The organism is Bacillus sp. PAMC28748, assembly GCF_014250415.1.
Taxonomy (GTDB): Bacteria; Bacillota; Bacilli; order Bacillales; family Bacillaceae; genus Bacillus; species Bacillus licheniformis.
This window is the reverse complement of the sequence record NZ_CP060192.1, coordinates 280,808-302,465: the sequence shown is the minus strand read 5'-3', so window position 1 is coordinate 302,465 and position 21,658 is coordinate 280,808. Positions and strand designations below refer to the sequence as shown.

Below are 21,658 nucleotides of genomic sequence, written 5' to 3'. Positions count from 1 at the left end.
AACAAGAAAATAGAAAGGAAGTTTCTTTACATGACCATTGGTATTCATAAGACCGGAGAAAGTACAGCCCGCAATATCGAAGACATGATCAATTGGCTGGCATCATTCGGTGAAAGCGGAGAAGGAGGGGTGACAAGGCTTCTCTATTCAAAGCCGTGGCTCAGCGCCCAGCAGTCGTTGAAGGAAAAGATGGAGGACTGGGGAATAGAGCCGTACTTCGATGATGCCGGAAATCTGTTTGGGAGAATAGAAGGTACAGAGAACCGTACGAAAGCGATCTTGACCGGTTCACACATTGATACGGTCATCAACGGAGGGAAATTCGACGGAGCGTACGGGATTTTAGCGAGCCTTTTGTCTGCCAAACACCTTCTGGACACGTACGGCAGGCCGAAAACGTCAATCGAAGTCGTGTCTCTGTGCGAGGAAGAGGGAAGCCGTTTCCCTTTGACTTTTTGGGGATCGGGGAATTTAACGGGCTTGTTTGACTGTCAAAAGACGCCGGCTGTGCACGATCGGGACGGAGTATCGATTGAGCAGGCGATGAAAGATTGCGGTTTCGGAAAACGGCGGTACAGGCGCCCGTTCAGGCGTGATGTGAAGTGCTTTATCGAGCTTCATATTGAACAGGGGAGCATTCTTGAGGAGAGCGGCCGTCAAATCGGCATTGTCACGGACATCGTCGGACAAAGACGGTTTACGGTTATGGTCAAGGGAGAAAGCAACCATGCCGGGACGACGCCGATGAACGCCAGAAAAGATGCGGTGGCCGTCTCGGCATTGTGCATTTCCTATTTGACGAACAAGGCTAAAGCTGCTTATCCGCTTTTAACAGCAACGGTCGGGAGGATTGAAGCAAAGCCGAATGTGCCGAATGTCATATCAGGAGAAGCTGTTTTTTCTCTTGATCTCCGCCATCATCATGATGCGGTGTTGGACCGGTATTGCGACGATATTTTTGCTTATTTCACAGAGCTGGCCGGCGAATGGAACGTTCAGATCACAGTTGAACAGACGACGGATGCGAAGCCTGTGAGGATGGACCGGGATTTGATTCAACTCTCAAAACAGTCGGCCGAGGATCTTGACGTATCCTATCAGGAGATGGTCAGCGGGGCGGGGCACGATGCCCAGGTTTTCGGCCCGCATTGCCCGACGTCACTGCTGTTCGTTCCGAGCCGGAAGGGCATCAGCCATTCGCCGGAAGAATGGACAAAACCGGCTGATCTTGCAGCCGGCGTTGAGCTCTTGACTCATGTATTATACAGGCTGGCATATGAATGAAAGGAGAAAAAGATCATGACAATTGGCGAAATGAATATTCCGAAACGGACAATTATGACTCCCGGTCCTGTCGAGGTTCATCCGAGAGTGCTGAGGGCGCTTTCCTCACCTGTACTGGGACAGTTCGATCCTGCATTTACAGACATGATGAACGACGTCATGGCGCTGCTTCGGCAGATTTTCCGAACGACAAATAAATGGGCATTCCCGATAGACGGGACATCGCGGGCCGGGCTTGAAGCCGTCCTTGCCAGTCTCATCAAACCGGGGGACAGGGTGCTCATTCCCATTTTCGGACGGTTCGGCTATCTGCTTGCCGAGATTTGCGAACGGTACCAGGCTGATGTTTATACAATGGAATGCCCGTGGGGAGACGTTTTTGAACCGAAAGAGGTCATCTCCGAAATCAAACGGACGAAACCGGAGATTGTTGCGGTTGTGCACGGCGAGACATCGACGGGATGCATTCAGCCGCTCGAAGAAATTGGCCGGGCCTGCCGGGAGCTTGATGTGCTTTGTGTAGTCGATGCGGTGGCTACAATCGGCGGCACGGATGTCAATACGGATGAATGGTGTCTTGACGCGGTCGTCGGCGGTACGCAAAAGTGTTTATCCGTTCCTTCAGGTATGGCGCCGATCACATTTAACAGCCGGGTTGAAAAGCGCATCAATGAAAGGAAAAAGGTAGAACGGGGCATTGCCACAAGAGAAGATATCGTGCTTGAAACGGGACGCTTGCCGATTTCCAGCAATTATTTTGACCTCGGCATGCTGATGGATTATTGGAGCCCGAGGCGCCTTAATCATCATACAGAAGCGACTTCGATGCTGTACGGCTTGCGCGAAGGAGCGCGGGTCGTTCTTGAGGAAGGGCTCCGCGAGCGATTCTCAAGACACCGGCTCCATGAAACAGCACTAATCAAGGGCATCAAAGCGATGGGACTCGAATTGTTTACGGAAGGCCGGAAAAAGCTGCCGACCGTCACTTGTGTGAAAGTTCCTGATCGGGTTGACGCAGATCTTGTCAGGAAGATGATGCTTGACGACTTCGGCGTCGAAATCGCCAGCTCTTTCGGGCCGCTGGCCGGAAAGATATGGAGAATCGGAACGATGGGATACAGCTGCCGGAAAGAAAATGTTCTTTTTACATTGGCTGCTCTCGAAGCTGTTCTCATTCGCACAGGTGCTTCAGTATCGCCGGGAAATGCGCTTCAGGCGGCACTGGATTTCTATCATGAGTAGGCTTCTGAGATAGAGGAAGGCTCGTGTTTGACGGCTCCGGCACGCGCGGGGCAACAGGTGGAACATGGCTGAACGAAAGAGATACAAAAAGCGGTTCACTAGTGCAGAAAAACAGCCTGCGATCAGGCTGTTTTTTTTGTGATGACCAGCAAAATAATTTGTGAAATCAATTTGTAATTTGAAAAATTTTGCAGAGGTTTATGCTATATTAGACTTGTGAATAAATAAAGGAGGTATCAAGGTAGAAGAGGCGGAAATAATGACAACGCCTCCAATCGCTAGCAAAAGAAGAAGTTGCAAAACAGTCAAATATCTCCATTCAGAGAAGATAAACTTACACTGATCCACCTCATGAGCCTACTTCCCCAGAAAATAAAGATCACCTCTCTCGTTAACGCTTTCAGGACCGGCTCCTAAAATATGAATAAACGGTGTCCCGGAAAGCTGAAATACATAAAAATAGAAACTCAATGCTGTGCTTAGGAAAAATTATTTTAAGGAGAGAATAATGAAGAAAAAACGGTTCGGAATCTTGTTCTTAGTTCTTTTCTTGTTACTGTTTAATACAGCTTCACAAGCGGCTGATCCAAATCAAAAAACAACTGAAGAAGTACTTCTGAACGCCTTTGATAAGTTTGGTTTAGTTAGTTCTGTGATTGGAAAAACAGACCAGTTATATCAATCGGCCCAGATGATACTCGCAGCGAAGAAAAACTCCGAGAATACTTAGATGAGAACTTACCTCCAGATGCAAAAGAGAAATACGAAATTGAAATTATTAAAAGAAATGTCGAAGAAATGAAGAAGGAAATCCGTGAGAATTTAAAACAAGAGCATTAAATCCAGAAAAGCAGGCTGAGAGGCCTGCTTTTCTGTGGTTGTGTGAGTTCCTTCTGGTGCAATGCGATAGATCTGTTCCTATTCCAACGATCTTAAATAACCCGCCAATACAGTATCGATCCTTTCAGCCGTCAGCCTTTCAGGGGCCATGATCAAATGAAGCGCCAGCCCGTCGACAAGGGCGTATAGATGCTCGGTTTCCTTAAGAACATCGATCCCGGTCTTTTTTTCGGTTTTTACCAGTATTTCAACAGCCGATTTGCAGGCTGAATAAATGCCTTCATTCATCTCCTTTCTCAACGGTTTGAGCTCCGGATCGCTGAGCGATTTGGCTGTAAATGCATACCATGCCTCCATTTCCAGTTTTCGCTCTTCATCAAGAGGCATAAGCTGAAAAAGAAGCTGTTTGACGTTTTCAGCCGGTGTACCGTTAAATGTCATGTTTTCGATACGCGTTTTGACCCGGTTTGCCACAAGCCTCATTGAATAAATGAAAAGCTCAGACTGATGAGGAAAATAATGGCGCATCGACCCGGCCGAAAGTCCGGCTTCCTTAGCGACATTTCTGACGGTGCATTGTTCAAGTCCATCTCTGTGAATCACATTCCACACCGCTTCGGCAATTTTTTCTTTTTGTTTTTCGTGATCAACTATTTTTGGCATACACACATTATAACACGGGTGTATTATTTAATACATCTGTGTTATAATTTTTTAGTACGAATGTGTTAAAAAAAGAGAGGCGGATAAAAGGTGATTGGTTTATTGATTTTAGCTTGTGAAATCGGCTTTTGGATTTTTATTCTGCTTGGACTTATTTTTCGCTATATGGCAGGCTGGAAAAAGGCTGGTTTGATCATGTTTGCATGCACACCGGTTTTGGATTTACTGCTTTTGGCTGCAACGTCGCTTGATCTGCACAATGGGGCGCAAGCGGATGTTTTGCACGGCATCGCCGCCGTTTATATCGGCGTCAGCATCGCGTTCGGGAGCCGCATGATCAAATGGGCGGATGAAAGGTTTGCCTATCGCTTTGCCGGAGGTCCGAAGCCTGACAAAGGCCCGCAGTACGGCAGGGAACACGCCAAAAAAGAGCGTGAAGGCTGGTTTCGCCATTTCATCGCATGGCTGATCGGAGCGGCTCTGCTGGCCGGAATGCACCTGTTCATCGGCGACCCGGAAAGAACGGAACCATTAATCCGCATCGCTTCTTTATGGTCGATCATCCTTGTCATCGATTTTTTGTACAGTTTCAGCTTTACCCTTTTTCCGAGGAAAGCCCGTTAAAAGAAGCCGGATGTCCGGCTTCTTTTTCATGTTCAAGTATCCCGCCGCTGAAAAAGGAAATGCTACAAGCAGACCTGGATCAAGATTTTCGAAAAAAACCTGTGATAAACTAAAAGAAGAGGTGAACTGCATTGATTTATATTGGATTAACAGGATGGGGGGATCATGACAGCCTGTATCCGCCCAAGACAAGCAGTCAAAACAAGCTGATCCACTATTCATCGCATTTTCCGATCGTCGAGCTTGATGCGAGCTTTTACGCGATACAGCCCGAGCGGAACAATGAAAAGTGGGTAAAGGAGACGCCGGAAACCTTTCAGTTTATCGTTAAGGCATATCAGGGAATGACAGGGCATCAGCGCGGGGAAATCCCCTTTGAAACGAAAGACGACATGTTTGCTGCTTTTAAGCTCTCATTAACGCCATACATAAAAGCGGGTAAGCTGGCGATGGTCCTCTTTCAGTTTCCGCCATGGTTTGATTGCAAGAAAGAAAACGTCAATTACTTAAGATGGGTAAAAGAGAAAATGGGAGATATCCCGTGTGCGCTTGAATTCAGGCATAGGTCATGGTTTATGCCCCAGTTTTACGACAAAACGCTCGCTTTTATGGAGGAGCAGCAATGGATTCACAGCATTTGCGATGAACCCCAGGCGGGCGAAGGCAGCATCCCGACTGTTCTTCACGCGACTGACAGCCGGAAAACGCTCGTCCGTTTTCACGGCCGCAACAAGGAAGGCTGGTTAAGGCCATCTTCCGGTCAAAATTGGCGTGAGGTCAGATATTTGTATTTATATAATGAACAAGAATTAAAAGACTGGAAAAGAAACCTTGAGCTGCTTGAACAGCAGTCGAAAAACGTTTACGTGCTGTTTAATAACAATTCGGGCGGTGATGCGGCTCAAAACGGTAAGCAAATGATGGAGCTGCTCAACATTGAATACAAAGGGCTTACGCCAAGGCAGCTCGATTTATTCAGCTAGAAAAGAGGACTTATTTTATGGAATATCTTATCTTGATCATACTCGGGTTTATCGCGGGAACCATCGGCAGTCTTGTCGGGCTCGGCGGAGGGATCGTCATCGTTCCCTCGCTCCTTTTTCTGGCGGGGCTGCCGACGCTGTTTGACCATGTGACACCGCAGATGGCGGTCGGCACATCGCTGGTCGTCATCATATTCACAGGGCTTTCTTCAACGATTGCGTATATGAAGTATAAAACCGTTGACTATAAAAGCGGCCTTATTTTTTTCATCGGCTCGGGGCCGGGCAGCATCGTCGGTGCCCATGTATCGACATATTTTAGCTCAGACTCGTTTTCTCTATGGTTCGGGATTTTTATGATCCTCATTTCCCTTTCCTTAATGATAAAGAAAAGGGTGAAACCTGCCGAGAAAAAGCATACGGGCGTTATCAGAACGTTCACAGGTGATGAAGGACAGGAATATACGTATTCATACCATCCTTTAGCCGGAATCGCGATCGCCTTTTTTGTGGGCTTTCTCGGCGGGCTTTTCGGCATCGGAGGCGGCTCGCTGATGGTGCCGGCGATGATTCTTCTGTTTTTATTTCCGACAAGGGTCGCCGTTGCGACATCGATGTTTATCATTTTCCTTTCATCTGTCGCGGGCTCTGCCGGCCATGTCATCTCGGGACATGTCAACTGGCTTTATGCGCTTGCATTGATCCCGGGCGCCTGGTTTGGCGGACAGCTCGGCGCCTACATTAACAAAAAGATGCAGACAAAGACGATCGTATTGATCATGCGGTTCGTATTGATTCTCATCGGAATCAGATTAATCTATCAAGGCGTGTTTAGTTAAACGTTAGGGAGAGATTTGCATGACGGAAAAGCTCCATATCTACCATACGAACGATTTGCACAGCCATTTTGAAAACTGGCCGAAAATCGTCGATTACATTCAGACACAAAGACAGAAACATGAAGAGCAGGGGGAAGAAGTGCTTTTGTTCGACCTCGGCGATCATGTCGACAGATTCCATCCGATATCTGAGGCTACCTTCGGAAAAGCGAATGTGGAGCTGTTGAACCGTCTGCAGTATGATGCTGCAACGATCGGGAACAATGAAGGAATTACACTGCCGCATCAGGAGTTGGATACACTTTATGACAACGCTCAGTTTCCTGTCGTTGTCTCCAATTTGTTTGACGGAGAAGGGAAGAGGCCCGGCTGGGCAGCGCCGTATTTGCTCAAAAAGGTGAAGAGCGGCGCAACTCTTGCCATTCTCGGTGTGACAGTCCCGTACTATCCGATCTATCGCCAGCTTGGCTGGACGGTTACAGACGCATTTGAAAGCATCGGAGAGATGCTAAGTGAAATCAAAGAAAAAGCCGACACTGTCATCCTTCTTTCACACCTTGGCATTTTGGACGATCAGCGCGTCGCGGAGGCTTTTCCCGAAATCGACCTGATCCTCGGCTCCCACACCCATCACCTGCTTGAAGAAGGGATGATGAAAGACGGCGTTATGCTGGCCTGCGCGGAAAAGTACGGGAACTATGTCGGTCATGTTGAACTGACATATAACGGAGCGCTTGAGAACATCACAGCAACCGTCATGAAGACGGCAGATTGGAATGAAGAATCAGAGGAGACGATTCGTTTTCTGAAGGAAAAAGAGAGAGAAGCCGGACATCTCCTTGAAGAGGAAATTGCGACATTGGACAACACCCTTGAAACCGCCTGGTTCCGCAGAAGCGCCCTTCCGCAAATGCTGGCAGATGCCTTAAAGGAATGGTGTGAGGCGGAAATCGGGATGGTCAACTCAGGCATTGTGCTGGAGTCTCTTTCACAAGGTCCGGTGACGAAAGCCGATGTTCACCGCATCTGTCCGCATCCGATTAATCCGGTCAAACTGAAGCTGACGGGACGAGAGCTGAAAGAGGTCATCCTCCATGCATCATCAGAACAAACCGAGAAGCTGCGCATTAAAGGGCTCGGTTTTCGCGGCGAAGTGATGGGGAAGATGCTGTATGCCGGCCTTGACCCGGAAAAGCTCTCCGTCAACGGAGCGGACATTGAAGATGATGCGTTCTACACGCTCGCCACGATTGATATGTTTACACTCGGAACGCTGTTTCCTGTTATCCGCCATGCGGAAGATATTGACTACTTTATGCCTGAATTCCTGCGCGATCTGCTCGCCTGGAAGCTGAAAAAAGCAAACCGGTCCTAAACAGATCTCTAAGATTCGGGGCAAACCGGAACATGTCTCTCGCTTTATCATACATTAATGGTAAAGGAGGGATAGCGATGGTAAATTTAACTCCGATCATGATAGAAGATCAGCCGTTTACGGCTGTAACGGTCAAACTGCCGAAAACGAACTTTATGGCGGTAACCAATGACCATGGATATATTATGTGCGGAGCGCTTGATGTCGCCCTGCTGAATGATAAATTAAAAGAACGGAAAATCGTCGCCGCCAGAGCCGTCGGCGTGCGGACGATCGATCAGCTTCTCGAAGCCCCGCTCGAATCTGTAACCGATGCGGCCGGAGAGCTCGGCATTCATCCCGGAATGAGCGGAAAAGAAGCCCTTTTAAAAATGGTGAAATAAAGTTGTCTGATTGAATCGTATATCCCCTCTTACAAGCATACACTTGTGATGTAAGGGGGGATTTTGCTTGCGAAGACTTCGCGGCCCTCTGTCAAAAAGAGGACCTTTGCCTTTGCGATATGTCATGCTGCTTTCGTTTATATTTTTTATTTTTTCAACGGCCGTCAGCCTGTTGATTATCAACTCATCCATCAAACCGACCCTTCTGAACATCGCTGAAATGGAAACGAACCGGATTGCGACCCACGTCATCCAGGAAGCCGTCGAGGATTATATGAGCCAAGATGAAAATGTGAAAAATCTAGTAGAAATGAAGACGAATGAAAATGGAAAAGTAACAACAATTGATTTCAACTCTCATGGTCTTCGTGGTATGCATTCGAAAATTACGAAACAACTTCACGAAAAGCTGAAGGAAACAGAAACAGAAGAATTTAATTCTTCTGCGAAAACTCCCGAAGGTAAGAATGATGGTGTAATCTATAATATTCCTCTGGGTCAGGCAACGGGAAACTCGCTTCTTGGAAACCTGGGGCCGAAAATACCTGTACGGTTTAATGTTGTGGGGGATGTCTTTACAGATTTTAAGCAAAGTGTCGAGCCATATGGTATTAATAATGCATTAATAAATGTCGGTGTGCTTGTCGAAGTCAAGGTCCGTGTCGTCATACCGTTTGCGACAAAAACGGCGGTTGTCAAAAATACGATTCCGGCAACGATTCAAGCTGTGCACGGAGAAGTACCCGACTTCTACAGCGGCAACGGCAGCCAAACGGCGCCATCGATTCAGATCCCTTCAAAGGATGAAAAAACAGAGCAAAAAAAGGAACAAAAAGAGTAATGATTTCCAGGCATTCTGCAAACATCAGGCAGAATGCTTTTTTTCGCGCGGCTTAGAAATGACATGCGTCTATTTTCTTAAAAAAATACTTTGACTTAGGCAAAAAGACTGTATATACTATTCAATAATAATTATTAGAAAATTCACTGTTTTCAGATGTTTCAAAAAGGTAAAGGAGGAAGCTTATGGATAATCGTCCGCAATGGGGAACAAGAGCGGGTTTTATTTTAGCAGCCGTCGGTTCTGCGATCGGTTTGGGGAATATTTGGAGATTCCCGGCAGTAGCTTATGAAAACGGGGGAGGCGCGTTCTTTCTGCCATATTTGTTCGCGCTCTTGACAGCAGGAATTCCTCTTCTCATCATGGAATTTACAATCGGTCATAAATACAGAGGCTCAGCCCCGCTGTCCTATGCCAGGATGGGGAAAGGGAAGGAATGGATCGGCTGGTGGCAGGTCGCCATCTCATTTGTCATCTCGACGTATTATGCCGTTATCGTGGCATGGGCCATTTCTTACACTGTCTTTTCATTCAATTTAGGTTGGGGTAAAAATACAGAAAATTTCCTAATGAATAAATATTTAAACAGAATTGATATCGGGGGAGGAGCCATCGGCCAATTCGGCGGCTTCGTGCCGGGCGTCCTGATTCCGCTCGCGATTGTATGGATTGTTTCATTGGGGATTTTATTTGCCGGAGTCAAAAAAGGAATCGAAATCGCGAACCGCATTTTCATTCCGCTGCTTGTGGTCTTATTTTTTATCATTGTCATTTATTCGATAACACTTGATGGGGCTGCACAAGGACTGAATGCCTTTTTCACGCCTGATTGGAGCCAGATTACAAACGGAAAAGTGTGGGTGGCGGCCTACGGCCAAATTTTCTTCAGTCTGTCGATTGCGTTTGCCATCATGATTACGTATTCCAGCTATTTGCCGAAAAAATCCGATATTACAAACAATGCGTTTATCACCGGCTTTGGGAACTCGTCATTTGAACTGCTGGCCGGAATCGGGGTATTCAGTGCGCTGGGCTTTATGGCTGCGCAGCAAGGCGTTCCAGTCAAAGAAGTCGTCTCTTCGGGAATCGGTTTGGCGTTCGTCGTCTTCCCGCAAATCATCAATGAGTTTCCGGCGTTTAATGCGTTTTTCGGATTTTTATTCTTTGGCTCGCTCGTTTTGGCAGGTCTGACATCTCTCATTTCTATCTCTGAAACATATGTTGCCGCGATTCAGGATAAATTCAACGTTCCGCGGCGGAAAGCCGTCCTGTTCGGCGGAGGGGCTGCTGCATTGTGTTCGCTCGTATTTGCGACGAAAGGCGGACTGTTCTTCCTCGATGCGGCCGATTACTTTATCAACAATTTCGGAGTGGCGCTTGCCGGATTGATCGAAGTCGTTGCGATTGCATGGTTTGCGAAAGAGCTGAAAGCTCTGCAGGCTCACGCCAATTCGGTTTCCGACATTCAGCTCGGCGCTTGGTGGAGAATCTGCCTGAGCGTCGTCACCCCGATTGTTCTGGGGTATATGATGTTTGATAATATCAAGACGAATATCACAACAGCCTATGGCGACCTGCCGGTTGAATTCCTCCTGAAATGGGGATGGTGCGTCGCTTTTGGAGCGATCGCAGCCGGATTTATCCTTTCGCTTTCAAAATGGAAGAATGGGCTGGCATATACGCCATTTCAACATGACAAGGAGGTTTCCTCATGAACGGCGCATCTATAGTAATGATGGTGATCGGCATCGTCATTATTTGGGGAGGATTGGCCGCAAGCATTATCAATGCGGTTGTGAAAAGCAAGAAAAGCCAGGCCGGCTAACCTCTTAAAGTGCAAGACATCCCTATTCTTTTGAAATAGGGATGTCTTTTATTTTTTCTTTCGAAGTTCCTTCCGTTCCCATGCCTTTAAATGAGGATAAGGGTCAAAAGACCACTCTGTTCTTCCATTGTCTTTATACATGCCGTAGTGAAGGTGGGGCGGGAATTTTCCCGATGTTCCCGGCGGCCCGTATCCCGTCGCTCCAACTGAGCCGATCACCTGGCCGGGCTCGACGATTTCTCCCACTTTCAAGCCTTTTGTGAAACCGTTCAAATGAGCGAAATAATGGTACGTATTGTTGATGTCTCTGATTCCGATCCGCCATCCGCCGAAACGGTTCCAGCCTTTCATTTCCACAATGCCGTAGCATGTCGACCGGACGGGGAGGCCGTAATGGGCGAACAAATCCGTCCCTTCGTGAATGCGTCTGCCCCCGAATCCGCGGGCATCTCCCCATGTGCTTCTATAGCTGTAATCTGATCTTACGGGAAGGGGAAAGGCGTGCTTGCCCAAATCAATGTGGCCGTATTTTTGAAAAAGCCTGATAAAGCCTGATATGATGCCGACCGTCTGATCCCTTTCGTAAAACTCCCACAGACCGATGCGGATATTTTCAATGTCCCTTCCGTATGTCAACAAGTATTGTCCAAACGTATAAAGGACGTCTTCATCCTGATCCGGTTCTGCGAGTCCGTCTCCGTTTCCGTCCATTCCAATTCCGTCAAAAACCTTGATGCTGAGCGGCGATGTATCTTTAGGATTGGGGTTTTCAGGTCCGCTCCACACGCTTTGCGGAATATATATCCCGGTGTGCCCTTTTTGCTTCGGCAAGTCTTTGCGGTTTTTGCGGATATTGATTTCGTATTGGTCGACTGCCGCGAAAACATACCAAGGAATATGGGTTGCGGCTTCTGTCTTATGATAAAGGGCCATTCTCTTTTGCAGATCGGGCTCTTTTTTCTCCTTTGCAAGAGCGCACGGCTGCAAGATGAGCAAAAGGAGGATGAGAACGGATAATACAGCTTTCACAGTGTCCTTAGCTCCTTTCAGTTTGAATACGGTTAGTTTGTGACATCTGCAGAAATCAATAATAAGAAAATGTTAGAAATTCCATCTTGTCTAATCAAGCTCTTGTTCACAAATCTGTACTATGTTAAAGTGACTAAAGATGAAGATTTAGCATTTTTTATTTAAGCGGTTCCAAAGCAGAGGGACTCATCCGGCGCTATGTCACAAATTTCGTATTGAACATGACTACTATCCACAATGGAGATGATGGAATTGGCAAAGAAAGACGAGCACATAAGAAAGCCCGAATGGCTTAAAATCAAGCTGAACACGAATGAAAACTATACGGGCTTAAAAAAATTAATGCGGGAAAACAACCTCCATACGGTCTGCGAAGAGGCAAAATGCCCGAACATCCACGAATGCTGGGCCGTCAGACGTACCGCGACCTTTATGATTCTCGGATCTGTCTGTACGAGAGCCTGCCGCTTCTGTGCGGTGAAGACGGGGCTGCCGACAGAGCTTGACTTGAATGAGCCGGAAAGAGTCGCAGATTCTGTGAGCATCATGAACCTGAAACACGCGGTCATTACAGCCGTTGCCCGTGACGATTTAAAAGACGGAGGAGCGGGGGTATTCGCCGAAACCGTACGCGCCGTCCGGAGAAAAAGCCCATTTACAACAATCGAAGTTCTGCCGTCCGATATGGGCGGAGACTATAATAATTTGAAAACGCTGATGGATACGCGTCCGGACATTTTAAACCATAATATTGAAACGGTCCGCCGCCTGACGCCGAGAGTCCGTGCGAGAGCTACATATGAAAGATCATTGGAATTTTTGCGCCGCGCCAAAGAGATGCAGCCGGACATCCCGACGAAATCCAGCATCATGATCGGTCTTGGCGAAACAAAAGAAGAAATCATCGAAACAATGGACGACCTTCTTGCGAACAACGTCGACATCATGGCAATCGGCCAGTATCTGCAGCCGTCCAAAAAACACATTAAAGTACAGAAATATTACCATCCTGACGAGTTTGCCGAACTGAAAGAAATCGCCATGGAAAAGGGCTTCAGCCACTGTGAAGCAGGACCGCTCGTCCGTTCTTCATACCATGCCGATGAACAGGTGAATGAAGCGTCTAAAAAACGCCAGGCGCAGGCATAACATTGGATGAAAAAACGCCAGCCATATGCGCTGGCGTTTTTCTTATTTTCAGGTCAAGATTCGGTCGCCTTTCCTTTTCCGTCAAGGTCGTTTCCGTTTTCATCTGTACCTGTCGTGGTTTTGCCTTGCGGCGATTTTTGCATTTCCTTAATTGTATCGGCCATCAGCTGATCGACGTTTCTTGAATTGGCTCCAAGCCGGCTGAAATTAGCGACGGATTGCATCATGTCCGGATCATCGGAAATATAGATATGGTAATATCTCGGAACGACGGATGCCGCCGTCTTTTTGACTTGATCAGCCGTCTGTTTGCGCTGCCCGGAGTCCGTTTTGTACACGACTAGCGCCTCTTCGTCTGTCACAAGCGCCGACGCATCTTGAATATTGGGAAGCTGAACCGTTAAACTAGATATAATATGCGCCATTTCTTCCCGGTCGATTTGGGGCGCCTGCATTTCTTCCTTGTTTGCGACTGGTGTTGCCTGATGGCGCGCATATCCGAATCTGCCTTTTCGGTTGTCATTTCTGAACTTTTCCTGATATTGAGGGTTCTTGTCTGCAACGTGAACGGTATTTCCGTCTTCGTCATATATATTGTGTTCGGTATCGTTTAAGGCCGTCTGGCAGCCTGCTAAAGGCAGCGCCACCAGCCCTGCTAAAAGAATTTTTTTATTCATCTGCTTTTCCTCCTCATTTATAGCTTTTCCAAAGGGGAGGATTTATTCTTAGCAATTGATGGCGGCCCGGGTTTGAATTATCATATAAAAGAGGTGAAAAGAATGATTGTCGTTCAGAACGCTGCATTTGAAGTCGTCAAAGATGTGAAAAACGGTTTTAACGAAGAAGCGTTTAAAGCCAGATACTCCGACATTTTAAATAAATACGACTACATCGTCGGGGATTGGGGATACAGCCAGCTGAGGCTGAAAGGCTTTTTTGACGATCAAAATCAAAAGGCCACATTTGATACGAAGATCAGCACGCTTGATGAATATATTTACGAGTACTGCAATTTCGGATGTGCCTACTTTGTTTTAAAACGTCTGCGAAAATAAGCGATCATAAAAGGGGATGCACTGATGATGTATTTTGTCGATCGACACAAAATCGAAAACACGCTCAACTTCCTGGAAGAGGAGCTGCGGCTTTATCAAATGCAGGAAGAATGGACTTCCGACGTCGAAAAAAAAGCGCTTGAACGAATCGGCCACACGCTGATCGAATGTATATTGGATATAGGGAACGATATGATTGACGGCTTTATTATGAGAGATCCGGGAAGCTATGACGACATTATGGATATACTGACCGATGAAAAGGTTGTCAGCCAAGCGGAAGGCGACAGTTTGAAACATTTGATCGCCTATCGGAAGACATTGGTCCAAGACTACCTGAACGTCAACCATGAAGAATTGGAAGAGCTGCTCAGCAGGCATGCGGAAACGCTCGAGAAATTTCCGGCGCGGATCCGCGATTATTTAAACCATGAACTCGGTCCGGTATCCGCATTCAAACCGCACTAAACGAACTGGAGTGTACAACATGAAAACATACAAAGGATACTTAATTGATCTTGATGGAACAATGTACAAAGGGACGGAAAAAATCGAAGAAGCATGCGAATTCGTGAGGAAGCTGAAAGACCGGAACATCCCGTATCTGTTCGTCACGAACAACTCGTCGCGCACGCCGAAGCAAGTGGCGGACAAGCTTGTTTCATTTGATATTCCGGCCGAAGAGAGCCAGGTATTCACAACCAGCATGGCGACCGCCAATTTTATCGCCGAACAAAAACGAGATGCTTCCGTATATGTGATCGGCGAAGAAGGGATCCGTCAGGCCATTGAGGAAAAAGGGCTGGCATTCGGCGGGGAAGACGCCGACTTTGTCGTCGTCGGCATCGACCGCGGCATTACATACGAAAAGCTAGCCGTCGGTTGTCTTGCCATCCGCAACGGCGCTACATTCATCTCGACTAACGGCGATATCGCCATTCCTACAGAAAGAGGACTCTTGCCAGGCAATGGTTCTCTCACGTCAGTATTAACTGTTTCTACGCAGACAGAGCCTATTTTTATCGGCAAGCCGGAGCCGATCATCATGGAGCAGGCGATGAAGGTGCTCGGCACAGACATCAGTGAAACGCTGATGGTCGGTGACAATTATGATACGGATATTATGGCGGGAATGAATTCCGGGATGGACACGCTTCTCGTTCATACGGGCGTGACCAAAAAAGAACACCTTGAAGCCTATCAGGAAAAGCCGACATATGTCATTGATTCACTGACAGAATGGCTGGATCGCGTCTAACGCAAAAAACACTTGTCTTTTAAAGACAAGTGTTTTTTTAATGGCTTATTCCGCATCTTTTGCTCGATGCGCCAGTCTGCTGGATGCGGCTGCCGCAATCGCTCCGACGATATCATCCAAGAACGTGTGGCATTCGCCTGTTGATTTATCGTTTAAACGTGCGAGCACTCCCGGTTTGATTTTATCAATATATCCATAATTTGTATAACCAATCGATCCATACAAGTTCACAATGGAGAAGGATAAGATTTCATCGACGCCGTACAGGCTTTCATCTGTCTCGATTAAGGTTTGGAGCGGTTCCATGAGCTTTCTTTGCTCGCCCAGCATATCCAATTGAATCCCTGTGATCACGGCGTTTTGAACTTCACGTTTTTTCATGACCCGGTTGACATTCTCTTCACATTCTTCTTTTGTTAAGTTTGGATGATATTTCTTCTGCAATACGTAGACAAGATCGGCAATTTCCGAAATCTTGACGCCCCGTTTCTCAAGCCATTCTTTTGCTGCTGTTTCGATCTGATGCATGCTGTTGTTTTCCGGCATCATTTTCACCCAATCTTTTTTTACTTAGTGTATACAAACAACTTTAAAAATGTAACGATTTTAGAACTCTTTTTCCAGATCGATTCATAATCGAATCCCTTCATGATTACGATGTGTAGAAGGAGAAAAATTTTGCAGGAAGTGATGTCCGTGAAGGAGCTGATCAAAGAAAAATTCGGAATCTACATTCGCGATCTTACATCGTACTTGTCTTATCAGGCTTTTCATACCCCGAATTCGATGTTTTTGATCGTCCCTGTTTCCCACTTGAGTCAGGATGAGCTGGCGGAATTGTTTAGTATGAGTCAGTATTTGCAAGAACAGCGCGACCCATACGTTTCATCTTTTATATTGACAAAGGACGGGGAGATGACGTTTGAGGAGAATGGCGTCTCATATGTGCTTCTTCAAGCTGCTCCCCGCATGACAAACAGGTCCGTTTCATTTGGTGCGGAGCTCGCCGAATTTCATCACAAGGGAAGGGGATACCCTTACGAGGTAAAAGAAACCTCGCGGATCGGGCAGTGGAAAGAACTTTGGGGGAAACGGCTCGACCAGCTGGAACAATTCTGGATTCAAAAAACGCAGGCAAGGCAGCTGCAGCCCTTTGAAAAACAATTTATCGAATCGTTTCCTTATTATCTCGGTTTAACCGAAAATGCGATTCAATATTTGGCAGATACCGAATTGGATGATCAGCCGCAGGCCGCTGACTCGGGAACGATTTGCCAGCAGCGGCTCACCTGCGAGGCTTTAAGGCGCGAGCCGCTTATTAAAATCCCGATGGAATGGGTGTTTGATCATGCGGCCAGGGATCTTGCGGAATATGCCAGAAGCTTGTTTCACGAAAGGAAAAACTTCAATGAAATCATGTTGTTTCTTCAGCAATACGAACAAGCCGCGCCGCTATCCTCATTTTCTAAGCGGCTGATGTACAGCAGGCTGCTGTTTCCGCTCCACTATTTTGAGACGGTTGAAGGGTACTATATTTCTCCTGAATCAGAGCACCATTATTTTGAAAGCAGACTCGACTATTTATTGTCTCATGCGCCGGCATATGAGCAATTCCTGAACGGCTTTCAAGAAATGGCGGGCATGAGATCCGCAGGATTGATAAGCATGCCGCCTGTCAATTGGCTGAAAAGGACACCATAGCTTCGCGGTGTTCTTTTCTTCTGTTAACATTTTCGGATTTTTTCGATATGCTTAGAGTGGAAGCTACTCTTAGAAAGGAACGAGGCAGCATGGACAAACCGTTTGTATATGTGACGAGAAAATTACCTGAAGAACAGCTTTCTGCGTTAAAAGAAGAAGCCCATATTGAAATGTGGGAAAAGGAAGAAGAACCGTGTCCGCGCGCCATTCTGAAAGAAAAAGCAAAAAAGGCGCACGGACTGTTGACGATGCTTTCCGACACGATTGATGAGGAGCTTTTAAAAGGCGCGCCGCATTTAAAAGTCGTGGCCAACTTGGCGGTAGGCTATGACAACATCGATGTGGAGGCTGCGCAAAAGCATCGCGTCATCTGCTGCAACACGCCTGGCGTGCTGACAGAGTCAACGGCAGATTTGACGTTTGCTCTGCTGATGGCATCCGCCCGCAGAATCGTCGAAGCGAGCGACTGGATTAGACAAGGGAAGTGGACGGGCTGGGGTCCTCTGCTTTTGGCCGGTGCGGATGTCCATCATAAAACGATCGGCATCGTCGGGATGGGGAGCATCGGACAAGCCGTCGCCCGGCGTGCGAAAGGCTTCGGCATGAAAATTTTATATCATAACCGCACCCGCAATCCAGATGCAGAAGCAGAACTGGGCGCATCCTATCTGCCCTTCGATGAACTGCTTGAACAGGCGGATTTTGTTGTCTGCCTGACACCTCTGACTCATGAAACGAAGCATCTGTTTAACCGCAGCGCTTTTAAAAAGATGAAGCGCTCCGCTATTTTTATCAATGTCTCAAGAGGACAGGTTGTCAATGAAGACGATTTATATGAAGCGCTGGTCGAAAAAGATATTGCCGGCGCAGGACTCGACGTCTTTGCGGAAGAACCTGTGCAAAAGGATCACCCGCTCGTCAGCCTGCCGCAAGTCACCGCGCTGCCTCACATCGGCAGCGCCGCCGTCGAAACGAGAGAAGCCATGATGAGGCTTTGTGCGGAAAATATTGCGCTTGTCCTGAGAGGAAAGCAGGCAAAGACCGAGATTTGACGTTTCTTCCGGCTGCCCTGAGCGGCTCGGAAGATTTTCTTACAAAAATATTTCTGAATATATAGAATCTTATTATATCAACGACTAAAGCGTTTTCACGTTTTGTTTTCAGCAAATGTCATCTTGTCAAAAAAAGAATCCCCCATTATAATGTTTGTAACTTAAATGTCTGCGTTGTGTTTACAAATGTCCTTTCAGAGAGGACGGACAAGAGAGAGAAAGGTGGAATTTCATTGAAGGCGATACGAGTGGGGCTGCTAGGATTAGGAACAGTCGGGAGCGGTGTGGTGAAGATTATTCAGGATCACCAGGATAAGCTGACACACCAAGTCGGATGCCCTGTTACGATTCAAAAAGTTCTTGTAAAAGATAAAGATAAGAAGAGGGATGTCGAGCTTTCCAAAGACGTTCTGACGACTGAAGCCTATGATGTCATTCAAGATCCAGAAGTAGATGTCATTATCGAGGTCATCGGGGGGATCGAGGAGACGAGACGCTATTTGCTTGACGCGCTTCAGGCGAAGAAACACGTCGTGACAGCGAATAAAGATTTGATCGCCCTCTATGGATCGGAACTGACGGCTGCCGCGAAAGAAAACGGCTGCGACCTTTATTTTGAAGCGAGCGTCGCCGGCGGAATTCCGATTTTGCGAAGCCTTGAAGACGGGCTGGCTTCAGACCGGATTACGAAGATGATGGGCATCGTCAATGGAACGACCAACTTTATTTTAACGAAGATGAACAAAGAAAACGCGCCTTATGACGAGGTGCTGAAAGAAGCGCAGGAGCTCGGCTTCGCAGAAGCAGACCCGACAGCTGATGTTGAAGGTCTTGATGCCGCGAGAAAGATGGCGATTTTGGCCAGGCTCGGTTTCTCAATGAATGTCGACCTTGACGATGTCAAAGTGAAAGGCATTTCCCAAGTGTCTGATGAAGACATCAATTTCAGCAAACGGCTCGGCTATACGATGAAGCTGATCGGCATCGCTCAGCGCGACGGACAAAAAGTCGAAGTGAGCGTCCAGCCGACATTGCTGCCGGAGCATCATCCGCTGTCTTCCGTCCATAATGAATTCAATGCGGTTTACGTATACGGCGAAGCCGTAGGGGAAACGATGTTTTACGGACCTGGCGCCGGAAGCATGCCGACTGCAACCGCCGTCGTGTCAGATTTGGTCTCCGTCATGAAAAACATGCGTCTTGGCGTGAACGGCAGCAGCTTTGTCGATCCGCAGTTTGAAAAGAAGATAAAGGCGCCGTCTGAAATCTTTGCCCAGCAGTTTTTAAGAATTCATGTCAAAGACCAGGTTGGTTCGTTTTCGAAAATCACATCGATTTTTTCAGAAAGAGGCGTCAGCTTTGAAAAGATCCTTCAGCTTCCGATTAAAGGCCATGACGACCTGGCTGAGATTGTCATTGTGACACATCATACGTCAGAAGAGGATTTTACGGATATCCTGCAAAAGCTGAACGATCTTGAGGTTGTTCATCAGGTGAAAAGCACTTATCGAGTAGAAGGGAACGGTTGGAGCTAATGTGGAAAGGACTCATCCATCAATATAAAGAATATTTGCCAGTAACGGACAAAACACCGGAATTGACGCTGAACGAGGGAAATACCCCGCTTATTTATCTGCAAAACCTTTCGAAAAAGCTCGGAATCGAGCTTTATGTCAAGACGGAGGGTGTCAACCCTACAGGCTCCTTTAAAGACCGCGGGATGGTCATGGCGGTCGCCAAGGCGAAAGAAGAAGGCAATGACACGATCATGTGCGCTTCGACCGGCAATACGTCGGCTGCTGCGGCGGCTTATGCGGCCCGCGCCAACATGAAGTGCATCGTCATTATTCCAGACGGCAAAATCGCCTTCGGAAAATTGGCCCAAGCCGTCATGTACGGCGCAGAAATCATTGCGATCGACGGAAACTTCGACGATGCCCTGAAAATGGTGCGCAGCATTTGCGAGAAAGAGCCGATTGCGCTGGTCAACTCTGTGAATCCATACCGGATTGAAGGACAGAAAACCGCTTCCTTTGAAATTTGTGAACAGCTGGGCGAAGCGCCTGATATCCTAGCGATTCCTGTCGGAAATGCCGGTAATATAACGGCTTACTGGAAAGGCTTTAAAGAGTATCATGAGAAAAACGGCACAGGCCTGCCGGTCATGAAGGGTTTTCAGGCGGAAGGCGCGGCCCCGATTGTCAAAAACAAAGTAATTGAAAAGCCGGAAACCGTTGCGACAGCGATCAGAATCGGAAATCCGGCTAGCTGGGATAAAGCGGTCAACGCTGCAAAAGAATCGAACGGTAAAATCGATGCAGTGTCAGACGAGGAGATTCTCCACGCTTATCAGCTCCTGGCAAGAGAAGAAGGCGTATTTGCAGAACCGGGATCATGCGCATCCATTGCGGGCGTGCTGAAACAGCTGCAAACGAAAGAGATTCAGCCGGGTGCGAAAGTGGTTGCCGTCTTAACCGGAAACGGCCTGAAAGATCCGAACACAGCCGTTGATGTGTCGCAGATCAAACCTGTCACACTGCCGACAGACGAAGAAGCTATTCTCGAACACTTAAAAGGAGCCGCTCGTGTATGACTGAGGCTGACATGCTGTTTTCCGTTACGGTTCCCGGAAGCACGGCCAATCTTGGCCCGGGCTTTGATTCAGTCGGCATGGCGCTGTCCCGCTATTTAAGACTGTCTGTTTTTCCTCATGATGAGTGGCGTTTTGAAGCTGAAACAGAAGTCGTAGCGGGAATACCTGAAGGAACGGACAATTTAATTTACCAGGTGGCCAAACGGACCGCCGCACACTTCGGAAAAGAACTTCCGCCAAGCCTTGTCAAAGTGTGGAGCGATATTCCGCTTGCGCGCGGTCTCGGCAGCAGCGCAGCCGCAATTGCCGCTGCGGTTGAGCTGGCGAACGAACTTGCCGATTTGAAGCTTTCAGACCGCGAGAAACTTCATTTTGCGAGCCTTGAAGAAGGCCATCCTGACAATGCCGGAGCATCGCTTTTCGGCGGGCTTGTCATCGGACTTCATGAGGAAGATGAAACAGAGATGGTTTCTATGAAAGACATCGATTTGGATGTCGTCGTCGTCATTCCTTTTTATGAAGTGCTGACAAAAGATGCGCGGGATGTTCTTCCCGAAAGCCTCTCTTATCCGAAAGCCGTGGAAGCAAGCGCGGTCAGCAATATGCTCGTCGCCGGACTGATGGCGAAAGATTGGAAGCTTGTCGGCCGCATGATGCAAAAAGACCTCTTTCACCAGCCATACCGAAGGGCGCTCGTCCCTGAGCTTTCGAAAGTGGAGCATGAAGCAGGCCAAAACGGCGCGTTCGGGACGGCTTTAAGCGGAGCCGGCCCGACGATCCTTTCCTTTATTGAAAAAGGAAAAGGAGAGGCGCTGAGAAACCAGCTTGCGTCCAAGTTTCCGCACTGTGAGGTCGACTGCCTTTATGTCCCGGATACAGGCATTATCGTTGAAAGAAAATCAGTAAACAGTGTTTAACGAAA

Annotated in this window: 24 protein-coding genes; 20 read left to right on the top strand and 4 right to left on the bottom strand. The window is 47.6% G+C overall.

All coding sequences use genetic code 11. The annotated features are described in order from the left end of the window. The first annotated feature begins 30 nt into the window (after positions 1-30). From allC to H7F26_RS01635, 3 genes are all read left to right on the top strand, one after another. Positions 31-1,284, top strand: a complete 1,254-nt coding sequence (gene allC, locus H7F26_RS01645; RefSeq protein WP_003185008.1) for an allantoate deiminase — start codon at positions 31-33, stop codon at positions 1,282-1,284. A gap of 15 nt (positions 1,285-1,299) precedes the next feature. Next, the gene (locus tag H7F26_RS01640; RefSeq protein ID WP_011198269.1) at positions 1,300-2,526 is read left to right on the top strand and encodes a pyridoxal-phosphate-dependent aminotransferase family protein; all 1,227 of its coding nucleotides are present in this window, start codon (positions 1,300-1,302) and stop codon (positions 2,524-2,526) included. Between the two features lie 508 nt (positions 2,527-3,034). Next, complete coding sequence (locus tag H7F26_RS01635) at positions 3,035-3,256, top strand: hypothetical protein (RefSeq protein ID WP_003185004.1); 222 nt, start codon at positions 3,035-3,037, stop codon at positions 3,254-3,256. Between the two features lie 188 nt (positions 3,257-3,444). Here H7F26_RS01635 and H7F26_RS01630 read toward each other — a convergent pair whose 3' ends face one another. Continuing rightward, positions 3,445-4,029 (bottom strand): TetR/AcrR family transcriptional regulator, encoded by a 585-nt coding sequence (locus H7F26_RS01630; RefSeq protein ID WP_011198268.1) that lies wholly within the window; start codon positions 4,027-4,029, stop codon positions 3,445-3,447. Between the two features lie 90 nt (positions 4,030-4,119). On the opposite strand from H7F26_RS01630, the gene H7F26_RS01625 reads away from it, so the two are divergent. The 8 genes from H7F26_RS01625 (at position 4,120) to H7F26_RS01590 (ending at position 10,899) form a co-directional block, all read left to right on the top strand. Continuing rightward, positions 4,120-4,653, top strand: coding sequence for a hypothetical protein (locus H7F26_RS01625; protein ID WP_003185000.1), 534 nt, complete (start codon positions 4,120-4,122; stop codon positions 4,651-4,653). 131 nt (positions 4,654-4,784) lie between these two features. Then, a complete protein-coding gene (locus H7F26_RS01620; protein ID WP_003184999.1) occupies positions 4,785-5,636 on the top strand; it encodes a DUF72 domain-containing protein in 852 nt (283 codons plus the stop codon). Positions 5,637-5,653: 17 nt separating this feature from the next. Continuing rightward, the gene (locus H7F26_RS01615; RefSeq protein ID WP_003184996.1) at positions 5,654-6,475 is read left to right on the top strand and encodes a sulfite exporter TauE/SafE family protein; all 822 of its coding nucleotides are present in this window, start codon (positions 5,654-5,656) and stop codon (positions 6,473-6,475) included. Positions 6,476-6,494: 19 nt separating this feature from the next. Further along, positions 6,495-7,850: a bifunctional metallophosphatase/5'-nucleotidase gene (locus H7F26_RS01610; protein ID WP_021837679.1), complete on the top strand. Its 1,356-nt coding sequence runs from the start codon at positions 6,495-6,497 to the stop codon at positions 7,848-7,850. 77 nt (positions 7,851-7,927) lie between these two features. Beyond that, complete coding sequence (locus tag H7F26_RS01605; protein WP_003184991.1) at positions 7,928-8,233, top strand: YunC family protein; 306 nt, start codon at positions 7,928-7,930, stop codon at positions 8,231-8,233. Positions 8,234-8,300: 67 nt separating this feature from the next. After that, positions 8,301-9,074 (top strand): sporulation protein YunB, encoded by a 774-nt coding sequence (yunB, locus tag H7F26_RS01600; protein WP_003184989.1) that lies wholly within the window; start codon positions 8,301-8,303, stop codon positions 9,072-9,074. 185 nt (positions 9,075-9,259) lie between these two features. Then, positions 9,260-10,789, top strand: a complete 1,530-nt coding sequence (locus H7F26_RS01595) for a sodium-dependent transporter (RefSeq protein ID WP_003184988.1) — start codon at positions 9,260-9,262, stop codon at positions 10,787-10,789. After that, entirely contained in the window at positions 10,786-10,899 is a 114-nt protein-coding gene (locus H7F26_RS01590) for a methionine/alanine import family NSS transporter small subunit (protein WP_074788367.1), read from the top strand. Before H7F26_RS01595 ends, H7F26_RS01590 begins: the two co-directional genes overlap by 4 nt. Before the next feature lie 48 nt (positions 10,900-10,947). Here the strand turns inward: H7F26_RS01590 and H7F26_RS01585 are convergent, their stop codons facing one another. Further along, the gene (locus tag H7F26_RS01585; RefSeq protein ID WP_003184983.1) at positions 10,948-11,928 is read right to left on the bottom strand and encodes a M23 family metallopeptidase; all 981 of its coding nucleotides are present in this window, start codon (positions 11,926-11,928) and stop codon (positions 10,948-10,950) included. Between the two features lie 252 nt (positions 11,929-12,180). Between H7F26_RS01585 and lipA the strand changes: the two genes are divergently transcribed. Continuing rightward, complete coding sequence (lipA, locus tag H7F26_RS01580; protein ID WP_025806015.1) at positions 12,181-13,077, top strand: lipoyl synthase; 897 nt, start codon at positions 12,181-12,183, stop codon at positions 13,075-13,077. A gap of 53 nt (positions 13,078-13,130) precedes the next feature. Here the strand turns inward: lipA and H7F26_RS01575 are convergent, their stop codons facing one another. Then, positions 13,131-13,754: a YhcN/YlaJ family sporulation lipoprotein gene (locus H7F26_RS01575; protein WP_003184979.1), complete on the bottom strand. Its 624-nt coding sequence runs from the start codon at positions 13,752-13,754 to the stop codon at positions 13,131-13,133. 102 nt (positions 13,755-13,856) lie between these two features. On the opposite strand from H7F26_RS01575, the gene H7F26_RS01570 reads away from it, so the two are divergent. Genes H7F26_RS01570 through H7F26_RS01560 form a run of 3 tightly spaced genes read left to right on the top strand, consistent with a single transcriptional unit; the run spans position 13,857 to position 15,390 of the window. Then, complete coding sequence (locus H7F26_RS01570) at positions 13,857-14,132, top strand: YutD family protein (RefSeq protein WP_003184977.1); 276 nt, start codon at positions 13,857-13,859, stop codon at positions 14,130-14,132. A 27-nt stretch (positions 14,133-14,159) separates the two neighbouring features. Next, positions 14,160-14,600: a DUF86 domain-containing protein gene (locus H7F26_RS01565; RefSeq protein ID WP_025806013.1), complete on the top strand. Its 441-nt coding sequence runs from the start codon at positions 14,160-14,162 to the stop codon at positions 14,598-14,600. Positions 14,601-14,619: 19 nt separating this feature from the next. Further along, positions 14,620-15,390 carry a TIGR01457 family HAD-type hydrolase gene (locus H7F26_RS01560; protein WP_003184973.1) on the top strand — a complete coding sequence of 257 codons (771 nt, stop codon included), beginning with the start codon at positions 14,620-14,622 and terminating at the stop codon, positions 15,388-15,390. A gap of 45 nt (positions 15,391-15,435) precedes the next feature. On the opposite strand, the gene H7F26_RS01555 is transcribed toward H7F26_RS01560, so the two are convergent. Then, positions 15,436-15,936 carry a phosphatidylglycerophosphatase A family protein gene (locus H7F26_RS01555; protein ID WP_003184971.1) on the bottom strand — a complete coding sequence of 167 codons (501 nt, stop codon included), beginning with the start codon at positions 15,934-15,936 and terminating at the stop codon, positions 15,436-15,438. Between the two features lie 144 nt (positions 15,937-16,080). On the opposite strand from H7F26_RS01555, the gene yutH reads away from it, so the two are divergent. The 5 genes from yutH (at position 16,081) to thrB (ending at position 21,653) form a co-directional block, all read left to right on the top strand. After that, complete coding sequence (gene yutH, locus H7F26_RS01550) at positions 16,081-17,091, top strand: spore coat putative kinase YutH (RefSeq protein WP_025806011.1); 1,011 nt, start codon at positions 16,081-16,083, stop codon at positions 17,089-17,091. A gap of 89 nt (positions 17,092-17,180) precedes the next feature. After that, the gene (locus H7F26_RS01545; protein WP_003184968.1) at positions 17,181-18,143 is read left to right on the top strand and encodes a 2-hydroxyacid dehydrogenase; all 963 of its coding nucleotides are present in this window, start codon (positions 17,181-17,183) and stop codon (positions 18,141-18,143) included. A gap of 233 nt (positions 18,144-18,376) precedes the next feature. Beyond that, positions 18,377-19,678 (top strand): homoserine dehydrogenase, encoded by a 1,302-nt coding sequence (locus tag H7F26_RS01540; RefSeq protein WP_003184966.1) that lies wholly within the window; start codon positions 18,377-18,379, stop codon positions 19,676-19,678. After that, on the top strand, positions 19,678-20,736 hold the full coding sequence (thrC, locus tag H7F26_RS01535) for a threonine synthase (RefSeq protein WP_003184964.1): 1,059 nt from the start codon (positions 19,678-19,680) through the stop codon (positions 20,734-20,736). The genes H7F26_RS01540 and thrC overlap by 1 nt, the downstream gene beginning before the upstream one ends. Continuing rightward, on the top strand, positions 20,733-21,653 hold the full coding sequence (gene thrB, locus H7F26_RS01530) for a homoserine kinase (RefSeq protein WP_003184962.1): 921 nt from the start codon (positions 20,733-20,735) through the stop codon (positions 21,651-21,653). The genes thrC and thrB overlap by 4 nt, the downstream gene beginning before the upstream one ends. The last annotated feature ends 5 nt before the right edge of the window (positions 21,654-21,658 follow it).

What these genes read in the sequence shown, in the direction of transcription:
- H7F26_RS01640 (WP_011198269.1), top strand. Translation starts at nt 1,300, where the DNA reads ATGACAATTGGCGAAATGAATATTCCGAAACGGACAATTATGACTCCC.
- H7F26_RS01615 (WP_003184996.1), top strand. Translation starts at nt 5,654, where the DNA reads ATGGAATATCTTATCTTGATCATACTCGGGTTTATCGCGGGAACCATC.
- H7F26_RS01570 (WP_003184977.1), top strand. Translation starts at nt 13,857, where the DNA reads ATGATTGTCGTTCAGAACGCTGCATTTGAAGTCGTCAAAGATGTGAAA.
- yutH (WP_025806011.1), top strand. Translation starts at nt 16,081, where the DNA reads ATGTCCGTGAAGGAGCTGATCAAAGAAAAATTCGGAATCTACATTCGC.
- H7F26_RS01565 (WP_025806013.1), top strand. Translation starts at nt 14,160, where the DNA reads ATGTATTTTGTCGATCGACACAAAATCGAAAACACGCTCAACTTCCTG.
- H7F26_RS01590 (WP_074788367.1), top strand. Translation starts at nt 10,786, where the DNA reads ATGAACGGCGCATCTATAGTAATGATGGTGATCGGCATCGTCATTATT.
- thrB (WP_003184962.1), top strand. Translation starts at nt 20,733, where the DNA reads ATGACTGAGGCTGACATGCTGTTTTCCGTTACGGTTCCCGGAAGCACG.
- H7F26_RS01555 (WP_003184971.1), bottom strand. Translation starts at nt 15,936, where the DNA reads ATGCCGGAAAACAACAGCATGCATCAGATCGAAACAGCAGCAAAAGAA.
- H7F26_RS01630 (WP_011198268.1), bottom strand. Translation starts at nt 4,029, where the DNA reads ATGCCAAAAATAGTTGATCACGAAAAACAAAAAGAAAAAATTGCCGAA.
- H7F26_RS01560 (WP_003184973.1), top strand. Translation starts at nt 14,620, where the DNA reads ATGAAAACATACAAAGGATACTTAATTGATCTTGATGGAACAATGTAC.
- H7F26_RS01545 (WP_003184968.1), top strand. Translation starts at nt 17,181, where the DNA reads ATGGACAAACCGTTTGTATATGTGACGAGAAAATTACCTGAAGAACAG.
- H7F26_RS01635 (WP_003185004.1), top strand. Translation starts at nt 3,035, where the DNA reads ATGAAGAAAAAACGGTTCGGAATCTTGTTCTTAGTTCTTTTCTTGTTA.
- H7F26_RS01595 (WP_003184988.1), top strand. Translation starts at nt 9,260, where the DNA reads ATGGATAATCGTCCGCAATGGGGAACAAGAGCGGGTTTTATTTTAGCA.
- thrC (WP_003184964.1), top strand. Translation starts at nt 19,678, where the DNA reads ATGTGGAAAGGACTCATCCATCAATATAAAGAATATTTGCCAGTAACG.
- allC (WP_003185008.1), top strand. Translation starts at nt 31, where the DNA reads ATGACCATTGGTATTCATAAGACCGGAGAAAGTACAGCCCGCAATATC.
- H7F26_RS01575 (WP_003184979.1), bottom strand. Translation starts at nt 13,754, where the DNA reads ATGAATAAAAAAATTCTTTTAGCAGGGCTGGTGGCGCTGCCTTTAGCA.
- H7F26_RS01605 (WP_003184991.1), top strand. Translation starts at nt 7,928, where the DNA reads ATGGTAAATTTAACTCCGATCATGATAGAAGATCAGCCGTTTACGGCT.
- H7F26_RS01610 (WP_021837679.1), top strand. Translation starts at nt 6,495, where the DNA reads ATGACGGAAAAGCTCCATATCTACCATACGAACGATTTGCACAGCCAT.